This is a genomic window from Microbispora sp. H10836 (assembly GCF_012999525.1).
Lineage (GTDB): Bacteria > Actinomycetota > Actinomycetes > Streptosporangiales > Streptosporangiaceae > Microbispora.
Genome location: NZ_JABBWU010000001.1, coordinates 79,623 through 96,800 on the forward strand (window position 1 = coordinate 79,623; position 17,178 = coordinate 96,800).

The following is a 17,178-nucleotide window of genomic DNA, read 5'->3' on the forward strand; positions in this document are numbered from 1 at the left end:
CTCGCCGCCCGATGAGCGGCCCCCTCTCGTAGCATCATGCGGTGCTCGACCAGGTTATCGACCGACAGTGCGACGCCCTCCACCGCGCCGCGGAGGCCCAGGACCCTCCCGGTTTCCTGGCGGCCCTACAGGAGCTGTGGAAGGGGACCGAGGACTGCGACCCGGCCACCGCGGACGCCGTCCTCGTCCGCCTGTGCGACCTGTTCGACCGTCTGAGTCCCGGGCTCGGCGCGCGGCTGGCCGTCATGGGCGGCGCGATGGTCGAGAACGGGGCCGACCCCGCCCCGCTGATCGACCCCGTGGTCGCGGGACTGTGCGACGCGCTGGAGCTGAGCGCCGAGTTCGCGCGGGCCTGGCGCACGGTCACCGACCGGCGCCTCCCGGAACCCGGTCCGGAGGACCACGTGCTCCTCGACGCGGCGCGCGTGCTCTCCGGCCCCTTCGGCCTCCTCGGACGGTTCGGGCTCGGCCGCCGTCTGCCTTTCGCTCGCGCCCTCGATCTGTCCGTCGGCTGGTCGATCGCCGAGGACTGGAGCACCGCCGCGACCACCCTGCTCCAGCAGTCGGCGGCCATTCGCGCGGAGTTCTCCCGGCGTCCGCGCCTCACCGCGGCGGTCGCCGCCGTGGAGGCCGACCGCCCCGACCTGTGGTGCCTGCCGAGGCTCCTCGCCGTACTCGACGACGAGCCGCTGATCGTCCTGCACCGGCCGGCCGGGCGCGCGTACGCGACGACGATCGGCGGGATCGGGGACAACTTCCAGCTCTCCACGCTGCTGGCGCACGTCCTGAGCGAGCACGTGCCGGTGACCATCCCCCATCCCTCCTGGGTCGGGGCCGCCACGGACGGGCCTGTCAAACCCGAGGCCGGGCCGATCGTGGATCGGTTCGACGTGCGCGACGCGACGGGCGAGCTGATCCGCAACGCCGGGCGTCCCGCCGAGATCCCGCTCCTCGACGGGCGTCGTGTGGTGGTCCTCGACAGACCGTCGTTCCGGCGGACGTGGAACATCGGCCGTACCTATCCGATGATGCGGCCGTCGATCACTCTCGACCGCGTGCTGTCCGAGGAGGAAGCCCGCATGTGGTCGTCCCGGCTGGCCCCCGCCCCATGACCTTCCCCCGCAGGCCGATCGACGGCCGGGCCGTCTATCACGGGGCTGCGGGGGTATCGGGTCCCCTCATGCGTGCTCTCACCCGCCTGGTCCTGCCGCTCGTCCTGGCACCTGCCCTGACCTCCGGCTGTGGGGCCTTCGACCCACGCCTGGTCGTCAGCGGAGGCTCCGGCGCGGACGGGCCCGTCGGGATCGTCGTGCTTCACGACACCGTCGCCCACAGGCCGTACTCCCTGGGCGGCTGGGACATGTGCCTGGACCGGCCCGGTTCGGCCACCATCACCAGCGTCGAGCCGATCAGGCCGTACAACGACATCGTGGTGCAGGCGTTCTCGTCCCGGCCGCATACCGGCCCGATGCTCGGCAACGCCGAGAAGCCGCTGACCGAGCTCGGCTTTCCCGCCCGCGGTCCCGCCGTCACCACCGTCTGCGAGGAGAGCGACCTCCACACCGAACTCGCCCTGCAGTACGGGAAGACCCGTGACGACAGCGCAGGAGCCGAGGGCGTCCGCATCACCTACACGTCGGCGGGCCGCCGGCACACGGTCGACTTCCATCTCCGGGTGCTGCTGTGCGCACCCGGCACGCCCGCCGAGCGATGCGAAAAGACGTACGAGGAACTCCTCGCACCGGGCGACGACGGCGATTAGCCTTCACCGCGTCGGCGAGACACCGCTCGTCCGGCCGCCGTCGAACGGCGCGGCCCACCGACGAGCGACTCGAACCCGGGGAGAGGAAGACCGTTGACATATCCGCCGCCGTCCTACCACGGTGACACCGGCGAGCTGACGGCGTCGTACCGGCGCCCGGACGCGACGCCCGAGCTGGACTACCCGAGCGGCACCACGGTGCACTATCTGGCGACAGGTGCGACGACCAACGGGCAGTTCGGGCTCTACCGCTGGGACATGGGACCGAAGCCCAGCGGCCCGGCGGCGCACTTCCACCGCTCGATCTCCGAATCGTTCTACATCCTCTCCGGTACGGTGCGGATCTACGACGGGCGGCGCTGGATCGACACCGGTCCCGGCGACTTCGTGCACGTCCCGGAGGGCGGCGTGCACGCGTTCCGCAACGAGTCGGGAGAGCCGGCGTCGATGCTGCTGCACTTCGCGCCCGGCGCGCCACGCGAGGGGTACTTCGAGGGACTGCTCACGCTCGCGAACATGAGCGAAGAGGAGAAGGCGGAGTTCTACCTCCGCCACGACACCTTCTGGCTCTGAGACGCCGGCCCCGTCTTCACACGCAGACCGGGCGAGGCCCTGGTTGCGCCTAAGGCAGAAGCCCGGTCCGGGGAGCCGTAGCCCCCCAAGGTCCGGACCTCCGCCCAAGGCGTCTCACCCGATCGCCCTCATGGGCCGAAGATGGTCAGAATCAGCTGCGCAGGGTCCACTGCTGGTTGGCCTGGCCGTTGCAGGACCACAGGATGAGTTTCGTGCCGTTCGCGGTACCGGCCGCGTTGGCGTCGAGGCACAGCCCGGACTGCACGCCGGTGATGGTGCCGTTGGTGTTGATGTTCCACTGCTGGTTGGCCTGGCCGTTGCAGTCCCAGATGATCACCTGTGTGCCGTTGGCGGTGCCCTGCCCGTAGGCGTCCAGGCACTTGTTGCCGTACACCTGCAGCTGCTTGCCGGAGGTGTAGGTCCAGCGCTGCATGGTGCCGCCCGAGCAGTCCCACAGCTGCACCTGGGTGCCGTTGGTGGTGCTGGAGTTCGGCACGTCGACGCACCGGCCGGACTGGCCGCCCACGATCTGGACGTTCTGCTGCGGGTCGCCGCCGCCCGCCGGCGCGTAGCCGGCGGCGGCGATGTTGGCCTGTACGGCGTTCTCGGTGGCCTCCGACGGGTAGCCGGAGGTCAACACGCCCTCGAAGAAGGTGCCGCGGCCGGAGACGCTGTTGTCGCCGCCGATGCCGAGCAGGATGGCGCCTTCCTTCTTCATCGGGTTGTAGCCGTTGGGGCGCCGTCCGTCGAAATAGGTCGTCAGGCCGCTCGACTGCGCATTCCCGCCCCGGATCGCCCAGTGGTTCGGCTCGCCCTTGACCATGGCGGTGACGAAACGGTGGTTGATCGACGGAAGGTTGTTGTAGCCCGCGTTCACCCCGGAGAACAGTCCCCACTCCAGGTCGGCCATGATCCAGGGGCCGGCTCCGGCCCCGTAGCCCCACTGTTTGTTGGCGCCGAAGTAGACGGTCTCCATGATGGCGGGGGCGTCGGCCTGGCCATCTGTCTGCGCGTTGCCGTAGTCGAAGCAGCACCACTGGTTGTAGTGCGTGCCGTCGACGACGGCGTAGATGCCCTCGGGTTGGTCGCCGGTCGCGACACCGTTGGTGTTGTTGTTGCGGTAGCCGGTGCCGGGCTCCACGCGGACACCGTATGCCTTCTGGCCGCCGATGGTGATCGGGGCGGCCTTCGCGTCGGCGAGATTGTCCCATCCGCCCGGAGCGGGGCCCTTCCAGTAGCCGGGAGGTGCCTGGGTGAGGCGGTTGTTGCGGCCGGACTGGTCGTAGATGATCGTGATGAGGCAGGTCGTGCCGGAGCAGAACGAGTCCTGGGCGGTGGCGTTGACGACTCCGCCCGCGCTCAGCACGCCGATGTCGCGGGTGGTGTTGTCCGAGGCGCGCCGGACCTGGTACAGCGGGCCGTTGTAGGTGCCGTACAGAGCACGGGTCGTGCTGTGCGCCGCCACACACGGCGTCCCGCCTGCGGCGTAGATGTCACACGGCTGCGACGCCGCGGCCTGGGCTGTACCACCGCCCACCAGGCAGGCGGCGGCGATCAACGCGCTCGCCCATGCCGCGAGCGCCCTTCTCCGGCTTGCGAAAAGCATCATGCCTTCTTCCCTCGATCAGGAATCACGATCGGACGGCACCGACGGCAGGCCTCGTCAGGTAATGTTAGCGCTAACATTGATGAGCGCCCGAATCGATTCGATGGTTGACGGTGATCCGGAGTCAATTCAACGAAGGTCCCGGCGTCAAGTACGTGGATCAAACCTCTCGGACGCCCGGGTGCCCTCGGCCCACCGTCTGCGCCCTTACCGTGACGCGTCCGCATCGTTTCGACGAGGTGGCGTGAAACTTTCATCCCCCGCGTCCGCCGGGTGGTGAGCCCTCGCCCGCCTCATCGGGGACCGCCGTCCGGCGGCCGTGAGCGGGATGCCGGTGGCGTCGCGATGACTGCGGCCCTCGGCGAACTGTATGGCCTTGTGTGCCCTTGCAGAAGACCGGCACCGGTAGACGCGAGACGCCCTTACTTCCACTGGAAGTAGACGAACAGGCGGCCGTGGTTCTTGGCGTCCTTGTCGATCCGGTGGTAGAGCGCCTTGATCTCCTTCTGCTCGAGGAAGCGCAGCACCTTCTTCTTGAGCTGGCCGGACCCCTTGCCCGGAATGATCTCCACCTGGCTCGCCTTCTTGCGTACGGCCTCCTGGATGATGCCGTGCAGCGCCTTGTCGATCTCGCTGCCCTTGTTGTAGATGTCGTGGAGGTCCAGCTTCAGCTTCACGCCAGCGAGTCTAAATCGCCGCTCACCGTGGAGCGCGGGGCGCAGGGGACCCGGGGCGCGGGGCGAGGCGGTGACCGCGCCCCACGCCGGCGCCCCCGTCAGCCGTTGATGTAGCCGACCAGGGCCTCCTTTTCGCTCTCCAGTTCCTGGATGGAGCTCTTGACGACATCGCCGATGCTGACGATGCCGGCCAGCCGGCCGTCACGGACCACGGGCACGTGCCTGATCCTGTGGTTGGTCATGGTGCGGCGCAGGTCCTCGACGTTGGCGTCGGGGCCGCAGGTGCGCACCTCCGCGGTCATGATCGACGAGACGGGCATGGCCAGCAGCGCCGCGCCGTGCTCGTTGAGCCGCCGCACGACGTCGCGTTCCGACACGATGCCCGCGATGGACAGGCCGTCCTCCGAGACCACGACCGCGCCGATGTTCAGCTCGGCCAGCCGGGCGAGGAGCTCGGACACCGTGGCGTGCGGAGGAACGGTCGCCACGCCTGTTCCCTTACTCTGCAAGATCGTCCCGATGAGCATCGGCACCGCCTCTCAGGGGCATCCGGGGGACACGTCCCCGTTTCCGCTCCCGCCGGCCGGCCGGAGCGGCCAATCCTGTTTCCCCAGGCAACAGCGGCCGTCCTGTGTCGTCAAGTGCCCCCACCCCTACGATGGCGAAATATCACCGCACCCTGGGGGCACTGGATGGCCGAGAAGCTCAACACCGGGAGCCACGATCTCCCGATCTCAGACGCGCTCGCGGACTTCATGCGCGACGGCTGGGCCGACACCCGCGAGGACGTGGCGCCGCTGCCGGTCGCCGCGTACGCGGCCAAGCGGCGGGCGCGGCTCGCCGAACGGCTGCCCGGCGAACGGCTCGTCATCCCCTCGGGCACGCTGCGGGCCCGGAGCAACGACGACGACCACCGGTTCCGCACGCACAGCGCGTTCGCCTACCTGACCGGCGGCCAGCAGCCCGACGACGTCCTGGTGATCGAGCCGTCGGGCGCCGCTCGGCTGTTCCTGCGTCCCCGCCCGTCCCGCGCCGGGTCGCAGGAGTTCTACCGCGACCGGCGGTACGGCGAGTTCTGGGTGGGCCGCCGCTTCGACCTCGCGGAGGCCGAGTCGGCGTACCAGATCGAGTGCGCGCACATCGACACGCTGCCGGCGGCGCTGAGCGGACCGGCCCGCGTGCTGCGCGGGGTGGACGCCTCGGTCGACGCGCTCGTGTCGCCCGCGGGCGACGACCACGACGCCGAACTCGCCGCGGTCCTGTCGGAGCTGCGGCTGGTCAAGGACGAGTGGGAGATCGCGGAGCTGCAGCAGGCGGTGGACGCGACCGTGCGCGGGTTCGAGGACGTCGTGCGCGCGCTGCCCGCGGCCCTCGCGCACCCGCGCGGCGAGCGGTACGTCGAGGGCGTCTTCGGTATGCGCTCCCGGCTGGAGGGCAACGCGGTGGGCTACCAGTCCATCGTGGCCTCCGGGGCGCACGCGTGCGTGCTGCACTGGATCCGCAACGACGGGCGGCTCGACCCCGCCGAGATGCTGCTGCTGGACGCCGGGGTCGAGGGCGACAACCTCTACACGGCCGACGTCACCCGCACCCTGCCGCTGTCGGGGCGGTTCAGCCCTGTCCAGCGGCAGGTGTACGAGCTGGTCTACGAGGCGCAGACGGCCGCCATCGCGGTGCTGCGGCCAGGGGCACGCTTCCGCGAGTTCCACGAGACCGCGATGCGGGTGATCTCCGACGGGCTGCGCGAGTGGGGCCTGCTGACGCGGACGCAGGCGGACGCGGGCCTGCACCGGCGCTACACGCTGTGCAGCAGCGGCCACATGCTGGGCCTGGACGTGCACGACTGCGCCCGGGCGCGGGCGGAGGCCTACCTGGACGGCGTGCTGGAGGAGGGCCAGGTGCTGACGGTGGAGCCGGGGCTCTACCTCCAGCCCGACGACCTGACGCTGCCGCCGGAGCTGCGCGGGATCGGCGTGCGCATCGAGGACGACCTCGTCGTCACGGCCGACGGCGCGCGGCTGATGTCGGCCGCGCTGCCCCGCCGGCCGGACGAAATCGAGTCGTGGATGGCCGCCCTGGCCGGCTGAGCACCTTCCGGTCCGGGCCACGCGGCCCGGACCGGATCCGCCCAGGCGGAGCGCCCCAGTTCACTCGATCGTCACATCGCTTCCCTACAGTGGCCTTGTGCGCCCTCCACTGGCCGTGGCCGGCCACACCGACGACGTGCTGGACATGGTCGCCGGCACCTTGAGCGAGGCCGAGCGCGAGCGCGCCGGTCGGTTCACGCGCAAGCGGGACCGCCTCGACTTCGTCGCCGCCCACCTGCTCGTACGGCACTGCGCGGCGGAGCTGCTCGGCACCCGCGCCTGCATGCTGACCGTGGTGCAGCGATGCGAGGGCTGCGGCCAGGCTCATGGACGGCCCTGGCTGGCCGAGGCCCCCGAGGTGTCGATCAGCCTGGCGCACACCTCGGGCTACGTCTGCGCGGTCGCCGGGTTGGGACGGGTGGGCGTGGACGCCGAGCACGCCACGGACGGACCGGCCGACGAGAGGCTGGCGGCGCTCGCGCTGACCCCCGCGGAGGCCACGCTGGTCGGCGACGACAACCGCGGGCTGATCCGGCAGTGGGTGCGCAAGGAGGCGCTGGTCAAGCGGGGAGAGCTCACCCTCGACCGGCTGCGCGAGGCCGACCTGTCGGCCCTGCCGCTCGATGACGGGCCGTCGATCGCGCTGGAGTGGCAGGGCCGCCACTTCGTCGAGTGGACGGCCGGCACGGTGATCGCCGCCGCGGTCACCGACGAGCCCGCCAAGCTACGCCTCCTTGGTGGCTGACCGGCCCGGGGTGGGGTCGAGGAAGACCTGCCGGATCTCCGGAAACCGCTCGGTCAGCCGGCACTCCACCTGGTCGGAGGCGAGCTCGAGCCGCTCCCCGGACGTCTCGTCGAGGAAGTCGACCTTGGCGGCGACCATGACCTGGCCGGGGCCCATCATGACGGTGACCAGCTCGACGACGGCCTCGACCTCCGGCTGGGCGGCCAGCTCGCCGCGGATCTTCTCCTGCAACCCCGGTGGCGCGGCCTGGCCGATCAGCAGCGAGGCGTTGGTCCTGATCAGGGTCAGCGCCACGCCGAGCAGCAGCAGCCCGATGACGATCGACGCGACGCCGTCCCACGCGGCCGAGCCGGTGAGCTGCGACAGCAGCAGGCCGAGGCCGGCGGTCGCGATGCCGATCAGCGCGGCGGAGTCCTCCAGCACGACGGCCTTGAGCACGGTGTCGGAGGTGCGCTGGAGCAGCCGTCCGGGGCTCACCCGCCAGCGGCGGGCCGCGCCGCGCAGCTGACGCAGGGCCCGCCACAGGGAGACCGACTCGATCACGAAGGACACCGCGAGCACGAGGTACGACACGCGGATGTCGCCCAGGCTCTCCCCCTCGGTGATCGTGTGCCAGCCGTGCGTCAGGGAGAACCCCGCCCCCACGACGAGCGTGAAGCAGGCCGCCACGATCGCCCACAGGTAGGCGGCCCGCCCGTGGCCGAGGGGATGGCGGGCGTCGGCGGGCCGTTCGCCGTGCCGGATCGCGGCGAACAGCACGACCTCGGTGGCCGTGTCGGCCGCCGAGTGCGCGGCCTCCGACAGCATGGCCGAGGACGAGCTGATCAGGCCGGCCACCAGCTTGGCCAGCGCGATGGCGAGGTTGGCCGCCCCCGCGACCACGACGGTGCCGATGCTCTCGCCGTTCTCGCTGTCAGGCATTCCGCTCCGTCCGCTCAGCTGATCTTATGCTGGTGGTCATGGACGCCCCCACCTGGCTCACCCCGCAGGAGCAACGCGCCTGGCGGGCTCATCTGGCCGCCCACCGCCTGCTCTTCCTCCAGCTCGACCGGGAGTTGCAGGGCACCGGGCTGTCGCTGAACGACTACGAGATCCTCGTGAACCTCTCCGAGAGTCCCGGCCGCCGCATGCGCATGAGCGAGCTGGCCGACGTCACCATCCAGTCGCGCAGCCGGCTGTCCCACCAGATCTCCCGGATGGAGGCCGCCGGTCTGGTGACCCGCCAGGACTGCGAGGACGACCGGCGCGGCACGTTCGCCGTGCTGACCGACCACGGCTGGGAGACGATCCAGCGGGTGGCGCCGGACCACGTCGCGAGCGTCCGCCGGCACTTCGTCGACCTGATGACGCCCGAGCAGGTGTCCGCTCTGGAGCAGATCTACGCCCCGATCATCGACCACCTCCAGGCGGTCCGCGGCACCCGGTGAGGGGACGCCGCAGGCGGCGGGACGGCGCGGGTTGGGCACCGGTCCCGCCTTCCCCCGGCGGGTGGCGCCAAACCGATTCCCCCGGCGGGCGCGTGCGGTCCCCGCGCGCTCGCTACGATCCGGCTGTGCGAACAATCCTCGGGCTCGTCGTGGCCGGCCTGCTGCTCGTGACCGCCTGCAGCGCGAAGAGCGAGACGGCCCTGCCGGACGGTCCCGCGCTGCTGAAGCGCTCGGCCGAGGCCATGCGGACGGTCAAGACGGTCGCCTTCACGATCGAGACCAAGGACAAGCCGGCCGTGCCGGTCCGGCACGCCGAGGGCAGCCTCACCAGGGAGGGCGACGCCAAGGGCACGCTGCAGATCGAGATCGTGGGGCTGCAGGAGATCGAGTTCGTGCTCGTCGGCGACAAGGTCTACTTCAAGGGACCCACCGGCGGCTTCCAGACGATGACCCGGCAGCAGCTCATGGCGCTCTACGACCCCTCCGCCGTGCTGACCGGCGTGCCCGACCTACTGGCCACCGCCCAGGACGCCCAGTCGCAGGCGGAGGAGAAGGTCGGCGACGCCGCCGCCTACCGGGTGACGGCCACGCTGACGCAGCAGGCGCTGGCCAAGCTGGTCCCCGGCGTCCAGCAGAACGTCACCGGCACGCTCTGGATCGACAAGGCCGCCGGCCGCCTGCTCAAGCTCGACCTGCCGCTCACCGGCGGCTCCGTGACCGTGACCCTGGGCGACTACGACGCCCCCGTGACCGTCGCCCCGCCCACGTCGTGACCGGCGCCACCAACCCCTCCACCGACCCCACCGGCGCCACCGACGCCGGCGGCGCGACCGGGACGGCCGGGACGGCCGGGCCCTCCACGCGGCACCGGCGTCTGGCGCTGGGCGTCGGCGGGGCCGCCGTGCTGCTCGCCGCGCTCGACGCGTACGTCGTCGTCACGGTGCTCGTGGACGTGGCCGCCGACGTCGGCGTGCCGCTGAACCGCCTGGAGCGGGCGAACCCGGTCGTGACCGGGTTCCTGCTCGGCTACGTCGCGGCGATGCCGCTGCTCGGCCGCCTGTCCGACCGGTACGGCAGGCGCGCGCTGATCCACGCGTGCCTGGCCGGCTTCGCCGCCGGCTCCCTCGTCACCGCCCTGGCGGGCGGCGTTCCCGCGCTGGTCGCGGGCCGTACGCTCCAGGGCGTCGCGGGCGGCGCGCTGCTGCCGATCACCATGGCCCTCATCGGCGACCTGTGGGACGAGCGCGCCCGGCCGGTGGCGCTCGGCGCGGTCGGCGCGGCGCAGGAGCTCGGCAGCGTGCTCGGCCCGTTGTACGGCGCCGGGTTGGCCGCGCTCGCCGGGTGGCGCGGGATCTTCTGGGTCAACCTCCCGCTCGCGCTGCTGGCCGCCGTGGCGGTGCACGTGGCCGTCCCCGCCGGGCGCGAGCCGTACGGCCGGCGGTCCGGCGAGCCGAGCCCGGACAAGGTGGGCGCCGGGCAGGTGGGCGCCGGCAAGGTGGACGCGGGCGGCGGCGCCCTGCTCGCGCTGGCGCTCGGCCTGCTGGTGGCCGGGCTCTACAACCCCTCCCCCGACACGGCCGTGCTGCCGCCGTGGGGACTGCCGTGCGTGGTCGCCGGGGCGGTCACGGTCGTGCTGTTCGTGCTGTGGGAGATCCGCTCGCCGGTCCGCCTGCTCGACCTGACGGGCGTGCGCCGGCGGCCGCTGCTCGCCACGCTGGCGGTGAGCCTGCTGGCCGGGGCGGCGCTGCTGGTCACGCTGGTCGACGTGCAGCTCGCCGCGCAGACGCTGCTCGGCAGGGACGCGGTGGGCGGCGCCCTGGTGCTCACCCGGTTCCTCGCCGCGCTGGCGGTCGCGGCCTTCCTCGGCGGGATCCTGGTGCGGCGGTTCGGCGAGCGCCCGGTGGCCGTGGCGGGGATGGCGGTGGCCGCCGCCGGCTACTGGATGATCTCCCGGTGGCCGCTCGACCTGGCCTCGGCCGGGGTGCGGATGGACGTCGACCTCGTGGTGGCCGGCCTCGGCCTCGGGGTGGTGATCGCCCCGGTCTCGTCGGCGGTGCTGCGCCTGGTGCCGGCGGCGCAGCACGGCGTGGCGTCGGCTGCGGTCGTGGTGGCCAGGATGATGGGCATGCTGCTGGGCGTGGCCGCGCTGTCGGCCTGGGGCTTCCACCGGTTCCAGTCGCTCACCGCGCACCTCGACACGCCGCTGCCGTTCGGGGTGGACGCGGCCGAGTACGCCCGCAGGCTCGCGGACTACACGGCGAAGGTCCAGGCGGCGCTGCACGCGGAGTACACCGAGATCTTCCTGATCACCTGCGGGCTGTGCGCGCTCGGCGCCGCCGCCTCCCTCGCCCTGCCAGGCCGCCGCGCCTGATACCGCCCTGATTCCGCGCCTGATCCCGCATCGGGAGCCGGTCAGGCGCCGAACCAGCCGGGCACGTCGAGGCGGAAGACGTCGGGCGGCGTCACCTTCCGCAGGTCGGTCTCCAGCTCTCTGAGCCGCTCGTCGCCGATGACGGCGGCCCAGCGCGCGCGCAGCTCGTCGAAGATCCGGGCGGAGCGCGCCAGGACGTCCACCCCCGACGGCGTGAGCCGTACGATCTTGCGGCGCGTGTCGCGGGGGTCGCGGGCGCGCTCCACGTAGCCGAGGCGTTCGAGCGTCTCGATGGTCTTGCCCGCCGCCTGCTTGCTGACGCCCAGCGTGCGGCCCAGTTCCACCGCGGTCGTGCCCTCGATGCCGATCGCCTGCATGACGAACCCGTGCATGGGCCGGGCGTGCGGGTGCCCCTGACGGGCGAGCTCGGCGTGCAGTTCGTCGATCAGGACGCGGAAGCCCAGGAAGAGCCGCAGGGGCAGCTCGAAGCCGGGCGGGTCGTTTGACACAGATAGACAACCAGGTTCACTATTAACGACAACGACGTTGTCTATCTTAGGAGACGCCGGCGATGCCTGTCATCCGTCACACCGAATGCCGCAGATCCGAGACCCCCGCCGGGGTCATGACCACCTTCGCCTCGCCCAGCCTCGGTGACGCCACCCGAGCCGTGTGGCGCGTCGAGGCGACCCCCGCGACGAGCGGGCCGCTGCACGACTTCGACGCCGAGCAGGTGTGGACGTTCCTCGCCGGCGCCGCCACGGTCGAACTCGGCGGCGAGACGTTCGCGGTCGCGCCCGGCGACACCGTGGTGATGCCGCCCTCGACCCCGCGCCGCGTCACCGCGGGCCCCGGTGAGGGCTTCACCGCCGTCGTCACGGCCCCCGCAGGGGCCAAGGCCATCCTGCCCGACGGCACCGTGCACGGCGTGCCGCCGTGGATCGCCTGAACCCGGCCCCTCCTCCCCATTCCCCCGGCGGCCCGGCCGGGCCCGATCTCACCAAGGAGTCACCCATGCCCCTCATCCGCTCCGCGGACAGCCGCGTCAGCACCACGCCCAACGGCGTCATGACCACCCTCGCCTCGCCCACCCAGGGAGACGCCGCTCAGGCCGTGTGGCGCGTGGACATGCCGGCCGGAAACAGCGGCCCCTACCACGCCTGCGACGGCGAGCAGGTGTGGACCCTCCTCACCGGCGCGGCGACCGTGGAACTCGACGGCGAGACCCTCGGCGTCGAGGCGGGGGACACCGTCGTCATGCCCGCCGACGTGGGCCGCCAGGTGCACGCCGGCGCCGAGTCGGGCTTCAGCGCGATCGTGGTCGCGCCGGCCGGATGCGAGGTCTACAACCCCGAAGGCGTTTCCGCCCCGGACGCGTGCGATCTCGCTCCCCGGGGGAGCGACCGGCTCGTGCCGCCCTGGGTCCGCTGACGAGTCCCTACGCCTCCCCGCGGAGCGGGCGCGGCCGGGCGGGACGCGCACGCTTCCCCGGGCGGCGAACTTCCCGGTGGACAGGGGCGGATGTCCCGGGTGCCCGGGACACCGCACGGTCCACCATTGCGGGCGTACCGTTCCGGCTCTCGCCGCCGCCCCGCAGAACCCCCGGGGCTCGTCCCTTCCCACTGAGGAGGCCCCACATGCGCAAGGTGTTCTTCGGGTTCGCCGTTCTGCAGCTCGTCGCCGTGCTCGCCCAGTTCTACCTCTCCACGTTCGGCGCGTTCGAGACGCCGCATCCCGCGCCGGGCGACCCGAACGCCGCCATCGGCTACCACGCCATGAACGGCACGATGATCATGCCGCTCCTGTCGTTGCTGACGACGGTCGTGGCCCTGATCGCCCGTGCGGGCGGCAAGCTGGTGGGCCTGTCGATCCTGCCGTTCGTGCTGGTCGCGGTGCAGCTGTTCGTCATCTTCTCGCTGGCGGAGATCGCGGGGTGGACCGAGAACTCGACCACGACCGGCAGCCTCGTGGTCCTCGGCTTCCACGCCCTCGACGGCGTGGCCATCCTCGCCGTCGCCGTCATCCTGGTCCAGCGGGCCCGCGCCCTGATGAAGGGCACGGCCGCGGCCCCGGCCGCGGAACGCGTCGCGGCGTGACCACCGCACGGCTGATCGCTCTCGATCAGATCCTGTTCGTCCTGGTCGCGGCCGCCTGGGCCGCGACCGCCGGGGTCGCCCTGGCCGGTCTGCGGCAGCCCGCCGCGGACGGGCGGCGGACCCGCCTGATCGCCGCGGCGCTGTGCGCCGCGGCGATCGTCATGACCGCGCTCCGGGTCGCCGTCACGCTCGGCCTCGCCAGGGCGGGCTGGTGGTTCGTGGCGGAGAAGGTCACCCTGGCCCTGCCCCTGGTCGCCCTTCCCGCACTCGCCTCGGCCGCCGTCAGCCTGCCCCGGCTGCTGCGCGTGCCGTCCGGCGACGCCCCCGTCCCCTCCCCCCGGCTCGTCGCGTTCCCCCTGCTGGTCACCGCGTACGGCGCGGTGGCCGGGGTCGCCTGCGGGGTGGTCGTCTCCTACCCGGTCACGGCCGGCGGGGCGGCGGCGGTGCTCGCGCTGTTCGCCGCGGCGTCCTTCGTGTCGTGGCGGCTGCTCGGCCCGGTCCGCGCGCCTGAGCACCGCTGGCAGACAGCCGGGACCGGCGTGCTCGCCCTCGCCGTCGCCCTGGCCGTGGGAGGCATCTGGCCGGGCGGCACCCCGCACTCCGGTCACGACGGCGGCGCAGTCGCCCCGGGCCTGTCCGTCGACCTGCTGCGCGGCCCGGCGGCCTCGGCCGCGGGCGGGCCGGCCGGGGCGAAGCCGCGGGTCCGCCGGTTCACGCTCACCGCGCGGCCCGCCACCGTACGGCTCGCATCCGGCGCGGTGGACGCGTGGTCGTTCGACGGCCAGGTGCCCGGGCCGGTGCTGCGGGTGCGGCAGGGCGACCTGGTGGAGGTCGTCCTGCGCAACCGGTTGACGGACGGGCAGGCGGTCACGATCCACTGGCACGGGTACGACGTGCCGTCCGGCGAGGACGGGGTGCCGGGCGTCACCCAGGACGCCGTGGCCCCCGGGCAGACCCACCTCTACCGCTTCCGGGCCGAGGACGCCGGGACGTACTGGTACCACAGCCACCAGGACTCCAGCGTCGCCGTGCCGCGCGGGCTGTTCGGCCTGCTGGTCGTCGACCCGGCCGTCCCGCTCCCGGAGAGTGAGGACCACCTCCTCACGCTCCACACGTTCGGCACGCGGCCCACGCTGTCGGTGGACGGCGCCGCGCCGGTCGACGGGCTCGTCCCTCTCGCGCTGCCTCCCGGCGCCCGGGCGCGGCTGCGCGTGGTGAACACCGACACCCGGCCCGTGGTCCTCGGGCTGGCCGGGGCGCCGTACCGGATCGCGGCGGTGGACGGCGGCGACGTGCCGGGGGCGAGCGACCTGGACGGCGCCCGCCTGCACCTCGCCGCGGGCGGCCGCTACGACCTGACCTTCACGGTGCCGTCCGGCCCGGTGCTGCTGACGGCGGGGGACCACCCCGCCCTGCTGGTCAACGGACCGGCGACGCCACCGGCGGCGACCGGGCCCATCGTGGACATCACCCGGTACGGCGCGGCCACCGCCCCGCCGGCCCGGTTCGACCAGGAGATCACCTGGGTGCTGGACAAGACCCTCGCCATGGCCGGCGGCCTGCCGAGGCTCGCGCAGACGGTGAACGGCAAGGCCTGGCCGAACATCCCCACCCCTGTCGTACGGCAGGGCCAGACCGTCAGGATCACGGTGGTGAACCGGGGCACGGACACCCACCCCATGCATCCGCACGGCCACCACGTCCGGATCCTGTCCCGCGACGGCGTGCCCGCGACCGGGCTGCCGATGGACACCTTCGACGTGGCTCCCGGCGAGGTCTGGGAGGTGGCCCTGACGGCCGACAACCCCGGCATGTGGATGTCCCACTGCCACGACCTCGCGCACGCCGCCCAGGGGATGGAGTTCCACCTCGCCTACGAGGGGGTCACCACGCCGTACGAGATGGGCGGCCGCAACCGCCCGGCCTGACGCGTACGGTCAGGAGCGCAGGTAGGCCAGCACCGCGAGGACGCGGCGGTGCTGGTCGCTGTCCTCGGCGTGCAGCCCGAGCTTGGCGAAGATACCGCGGATGTGCTTTTCCACCGCGCCCTCGGTGACGACGAGGCGGCGGGCGATCGCGGGGTTCGACCTGCCCTCGGCCATCAGCTCGAGGACCTCGCGTTCGCGCGGCGTCAGCGAGGCCAGCGGGTCGTCGCGCCGCCGCCGCACCATCAGCTGGGCGACGACCTGGGGGTCGAAGACCGTCCCCCCGGCGGCGACGCGGCGCAGGCCGTCCATGAACTCCTCGACGTCGACCACGCGGTCCTTCAGCAGGTAGCCGACCGCACCCCGGGCGTCGGCCAGCAAATCGTCGGCGTAGGACACCTCGACGTACTGCGACAGGATCAGCACGGGCGTGCCCGGCACCTTCTCGCGCGCCTCGACGGCGGCGCGCAGGCCCTCGTCGGTGAACGTCGGCGGCATCCGCACGTCGACCACCGACACGTCGGGCCGGTGGGCGGCCACGGCCTGGACCAGGTCCTCCCCCGTGCCCACGGTCTCGACGACCTCGCAGCCGAACTCCTCCAGCAGGCGGACCAGCCCCTCCCTGATGAGGACGGCGTCGTCGGCCACCACTACGCGCACGGAACCTCCGCCGTGATCAGTGTCGGCCCGCCCGCCGGCGACCGCACCGACAGCTCTCCGTCGACGGCCCGCAGCCGGTCGGCCAGGCCGGACAGACCGTGTCCCTTGGCGACATGGGCGCCGCCGACCCCATCATCCCCGATCGTGAGGATGAGCGTGTCGCCGATCCTGGTCAGCCCGACCGAGCAGGAGGTCGCCCTGCTGTGCTTGGCCACGTTGGTGAGCGCCTCCGCGGTCACGAAGTAGATCGTGTTCTCGACGAGCGCGGGATACCGCTCGGCCGTCTGGACGTCCAGCTCCACGGGGACGGTGCAGCGGCCGGCCAGGGCGGCGAGCGCCGGGGCGAGGCCGCGGTCGGCCAGGATGGGCGGGGCGATGCCGCGCGACAGCGCCCGCAGCTCGTCCAGGGTCTCCCGGGTGGCGCTGATGGCCTTGCCGATCGTCTCGTGCGCGGCCGTGGCGTCCTTTTGGAGTTCCCGCTGGGCCCTCGACAGCTCCATCGCCAGGTGGACGAGGCGCTGCTGGGGACCGTCGTGGATGTCGCGCTCCAGGCGGCGCAGCGCGTTCGCCTCCGCGTGGGCGGCGGCGTGGCGGCCCTCGGTGAGGTCGTCGATGCGCTCCTGCAACTCGGCGACGCCGGTCAGCAGCGACCGGCCCAGCGACGCCTTGATCAAGGCGCAGGAGCGGACGACCGGATAGAGGGTGATCGCGGCGACCACCCCGATCGCGACGTAGAAGACGCTGTTGACCATGTAGCCCTGGCCGAGGCCGAGAAGTTCGGGCAGTTCGGTGTTGCCGGGGATGTTCGAGGTGATCCACCCGTACAGCGGGTAGGTCAGCCCGGCGAGAGCCAGCGCCCACCAGGTGACGGTCACGCAGAACGCCACGATCGCGACCGGGAAGGCCAGCAGGGCGTGCAGCGCGTCGAGCCAGGGCTGCCCCCCGGCGAGCGGGGTGACGGTCCTGCGGAACACCCCGGCTCCGGGCGGGGACGCGGGATAACGCGGCCGGGGCAGTTCCCGGCCCAGCACCGCGCGCATGCGGAGCCGTTCGACGTCGCCCATCCCCCGGGCCATGAGGAGGGTGAGGGCGAGGACGGGCACGCCCAGCCAGACCACCAGCAGCCCGGCGCCGGCCGACAGGCCGGCCACCGTGAGGCAGAAAGTGATCGTCGCGAGGGGGAACCCGACGAGGATGTAAACCGTGTCGCCGCCGAGGCGGGAGAGAAGTCGGCGCATGTCTCCAACGC

Annotated in this window: 19 protein-coding genes; 12 read left to right on the forward strand and 7 right to left on the reverse strand. The window is 72.6% G+C overall.

The annotated features are described in order from the left end of the window. Positions 1-41 precede the first annotated feature (41 nt). The 3 genes from HHX30_RS00345 to HHX30_RS00355 all read left to right on the forward strand — a co-directional run bounded on the left by HHX30_RS00345 (position 42) and on the right by HHX30_RS00355 (position 2,335). Positions 42-1,112, forward strand: coding sequence for a hypothetical protein (locus tag HHX30_RS00345; protein ID WP_169978182.1), 1,071 nt, complete (start codon positions 42-44; stop codon positions 1,110-1,112). Between the two features lie 68 nt (positions 1,113-1,180). Then, positions 1,181-1,762: a hypothetical protein gene (locus HHX30_RS00350; RefSeq protein WP_169978184.1), complete on the forward strand. Its 582-nt coding sequence runs from the start codon at positions 1,181-1,183 to the stop codon at positions 1,760-1,762. Between the two features lie 93 nt (positions 1,763-1,855). Further along, positions 1,856-2,335 (forward strand): cupin domain-containing protein, encoded by a 480-nt coding sequence (locus HHX30_RS00355; RefSeq protein WP_169978186.1) that lies wholly within the window; start codon positions 1,856-1,858, stop codon positions 2,333-2,335. Between the two features lie 151 nt (positions 2,336-2,486). Here the strand turns inward: HHX30_RS00355 and HHX30_RS41120 are convergent, their stop codons facing one another. The 3 genes from HHX30_RS41120 to HHX30_RS00370 form a co-directional block, all read right to left on the reverse strand. Next, on the reverse strand, positions 2,487-3,944 hold the full coding sequence (locus tag HHX30_RS41120; protein ID WP_169978188.1) for an arabinofuranosidase catalytic domain-containing protein: 1,458 nt from the start codon (positions 3,942-3,944) through the stop codon (positions 2,487-2,489). 419 nt (positions 3,945-4,363) lie between these two features. Then, positions 4,364-4,618: a Smr/MutS family protein gene (locus HHX30_RS00365; protein ID WP_169978190.1), complete on the reverse strand. Its 255-nt coding sequence runs from the start codon at positions 4,616-4,618 to the stop codon at positions 4,364-4,366. A gap of 98 nt (positions 4,619-4,716) precedes the next feature. Beyond that, the gene (locus tag HHX30_RS00370) at positions 4,717-5,145 is read right to left on the reverse strand and encodes a CBS domain-containing protein (RefSeq protein ID WP_169978192.1); all 429 of its coding nucleotides are present in this window, start codon (positions 5,143-5,145) and stop codon (positions 4,717-4,719) included. A gap of 165 nt (positions 5,146-5,310) precedes the next feature. On the opposite strand from HHX30_RS00370, the gene HHX30_RS00375 reads away from it, so the two are divergent. Both HHX30_RS00375 and HHX30_RS00380 read left to right on the forward strand, forming a co-directional pair. After that, positions 5,311-6,705 carry an aminopeptidase P family protein gene (locus HHX30_RS00375; protein ID WP_169978194.1) on the forward strand — a complete coding sequence of 465 codons (1,395 nt, stop codon included), beginning with the start codon at positions 5,311-5,313 and terminating at the stop codon, positions 6,703-6,705. Between the two features lie 97 nt (positions 6,706-6,802). Further along, a complete protein-coding gene (locus HHX30_RS00380) occupies positions 6,803-7,450 on the forward strand; it encodes a 4'-phosphopantetheinyl transferase superfamily protein (RefSeq protein WP_169978196.1) in 648 nt (215 codons plus the stop codon). Here the strand turns inward: HHX30_RS00380 and HHX30_RS00385 are convergent. Then, positions 7,430-8,371, reverse strand: a complete 942-nt coding sequence (locus HHX30_RS00385) for a cation diffusion facilitator family transporter (RefSeq protein WP_169978198.1) — start codon at positions 8,369-8,371, stop codon at positions 7,430-7,432. The two genes, HHX30_RS00380 and HHX30_RS00385, sit on opposite strands and share 21 nt — an antisense overlap. 38 nt (positions 8,372-8,409) lie before the next feature. Between HHX30_RS00385 and HHX30_RS00390 the strand changes: the two genes are divergently transcribed. The 3 genes from HHX30_RS00390 (at position 8,410) to HHX30_RS00400 (ending at position 11,248) form a co-directional block, all read left to right on the forward strand. Next, positions 8,410-8,877, forward strand: coding sequence for a MarR family winged helix-turn-helix transcriptional regulator (locus HHX30_RS00390; RefSeq protein ID WP_169978200.1), 468 nt, complete (start codon positions 8,410-8,412; stop codon positions 8,875-8,877). A gap of 125 nt (positions 8,878-9,002) precedes the next feature. Beyond that, a complete protein-coding gene (locus tag HHX30_RS00395) occupies positions 9,003-9,650 on the forward strand; it encodes an LppX_LprAFG lipoprotein (RefSeq protein ID WP_169978210.1) in 648 nt (215 codons plus the stop codon). Further along, positions 9,647-11,248, forward strand: a complete 1,602-nt coding sequence (locus tag HHX30_RS00400; RefSeq protein ID WP_169978212.1) for an MFS transporter — start codon at positions 9,647-9,649, stop codon at positions 11,246-11,248. The genes HHX30_RS00395 and HHX30_RS00400 overlap by 4 nt, the downstream gene beginning before the upstream one ends. A 41-nt stretch (positions 11,249-11,289) precedes the next feature. Here HHX30_RS00400 and HHX30_RS00405 read toward each other — a convergent pair whose 3' ends face one another. Further along, positions 11,290-11,757: a MarR family winged helix-turn-helix transcriptional regulator gene (locus HHX30_RS00405; RefSeq protein ID WP_169978214.1), complete on the reverse strand. Its 468-nt coding sequence runs from the start codon at positions 11,755-11,757 to the stop codon at positions 11,290-11,292. A 62-nt stretch (positions 11,758-11,819) separates the two neighbouring features. Between HHX30_RS00405 and HHX30_RS00410 the strand changes: the two genes are divergently transcribed. The 4 genes from HHX30_RS00410 to HHX30_RS00425 all read left to right on the forward strand — a co-directional run bounded on the left by HHX30_RS00410 (position 11,820) and on the right by HHX30_RS00425 (position 15,272). Next, complete coding sequence (locus tag HHX30_RS00410; RefSeq protein ID WP_169978216.1) at positions 11,820-12,197, forward strand: cupin domain-containing protein; 378 nt, start codon at positions 11,820-11,822, stop codon at positions 12,195-12,197. A 65-nt stretch (positions 12,198-12,262) separates the two neighbouring features. After that, entirely contained in the window at positions 12,263-12,679 is a 417-nt protein-coding gene (locus HHX30_RS00415) for a cupin domain-containing protein (RefSeq protein WP_169978218.1), read from the forward strand. 206 nt (positions 12,680-12,885) lie between these two features. Next, positions 12,886-13,344 carry a DUF6220 domain-containing protein gene (locus tag HHX30_RS00420; protein WP_169978220.1) on the forward strand — a complete coding sequence of 153 codons (459 nt, stop codon included), beginning with the start codon at positions 12,886-12,888 and terminating at the stop codon, positions 13,342-13,344. Continuing rightward, complete coding sequence (locus tag HHX30_RS00425) at positions 13,341-15,272, forward strand: multicopper oxidase family protein (protein WP_169978222.1); 1,932 nt, start codon at positions 13,341-13,343, stop codon at positions 15,270-15,272. Before HHX30_RS00420 ends, HHX30_RS00425 begins: the two co-directional genes overlap by 4 nt. Positions 15,273-15,281: 9 nt before the next feature. Here HHX30_RS00425 and HHX30_RS00430 read toward each other — a convergent pair whose 3' ends face one another. Next, positions 15,282-15,929 (reverse strand): response regulator transcription factor, encoded by a 648-nt coding sequence (locus HHX30_RS00430; protein WP_169978224.1) that lies wholly within the window; start codon positions 15,927-15,929, stop codon positions 15,282-15,284. Next, positions 15,920-17,167, reverse strand: a complete 1,248-nt coding sequence (locus tag HHX30_RS00435; RefSeq protein ID WP_169978226.1) for a sensor histidine kinase — start codon at positions 17,165-17,167, stop codon at positions 15,920-15,922. The genes HHX30_RS00430 and HHX30_RS00435 overlap by 10 nt, the downstream gene beginning before the upstream one ends. Positions 17,168-17,178 lie beyond the last annotated feature (11 nt).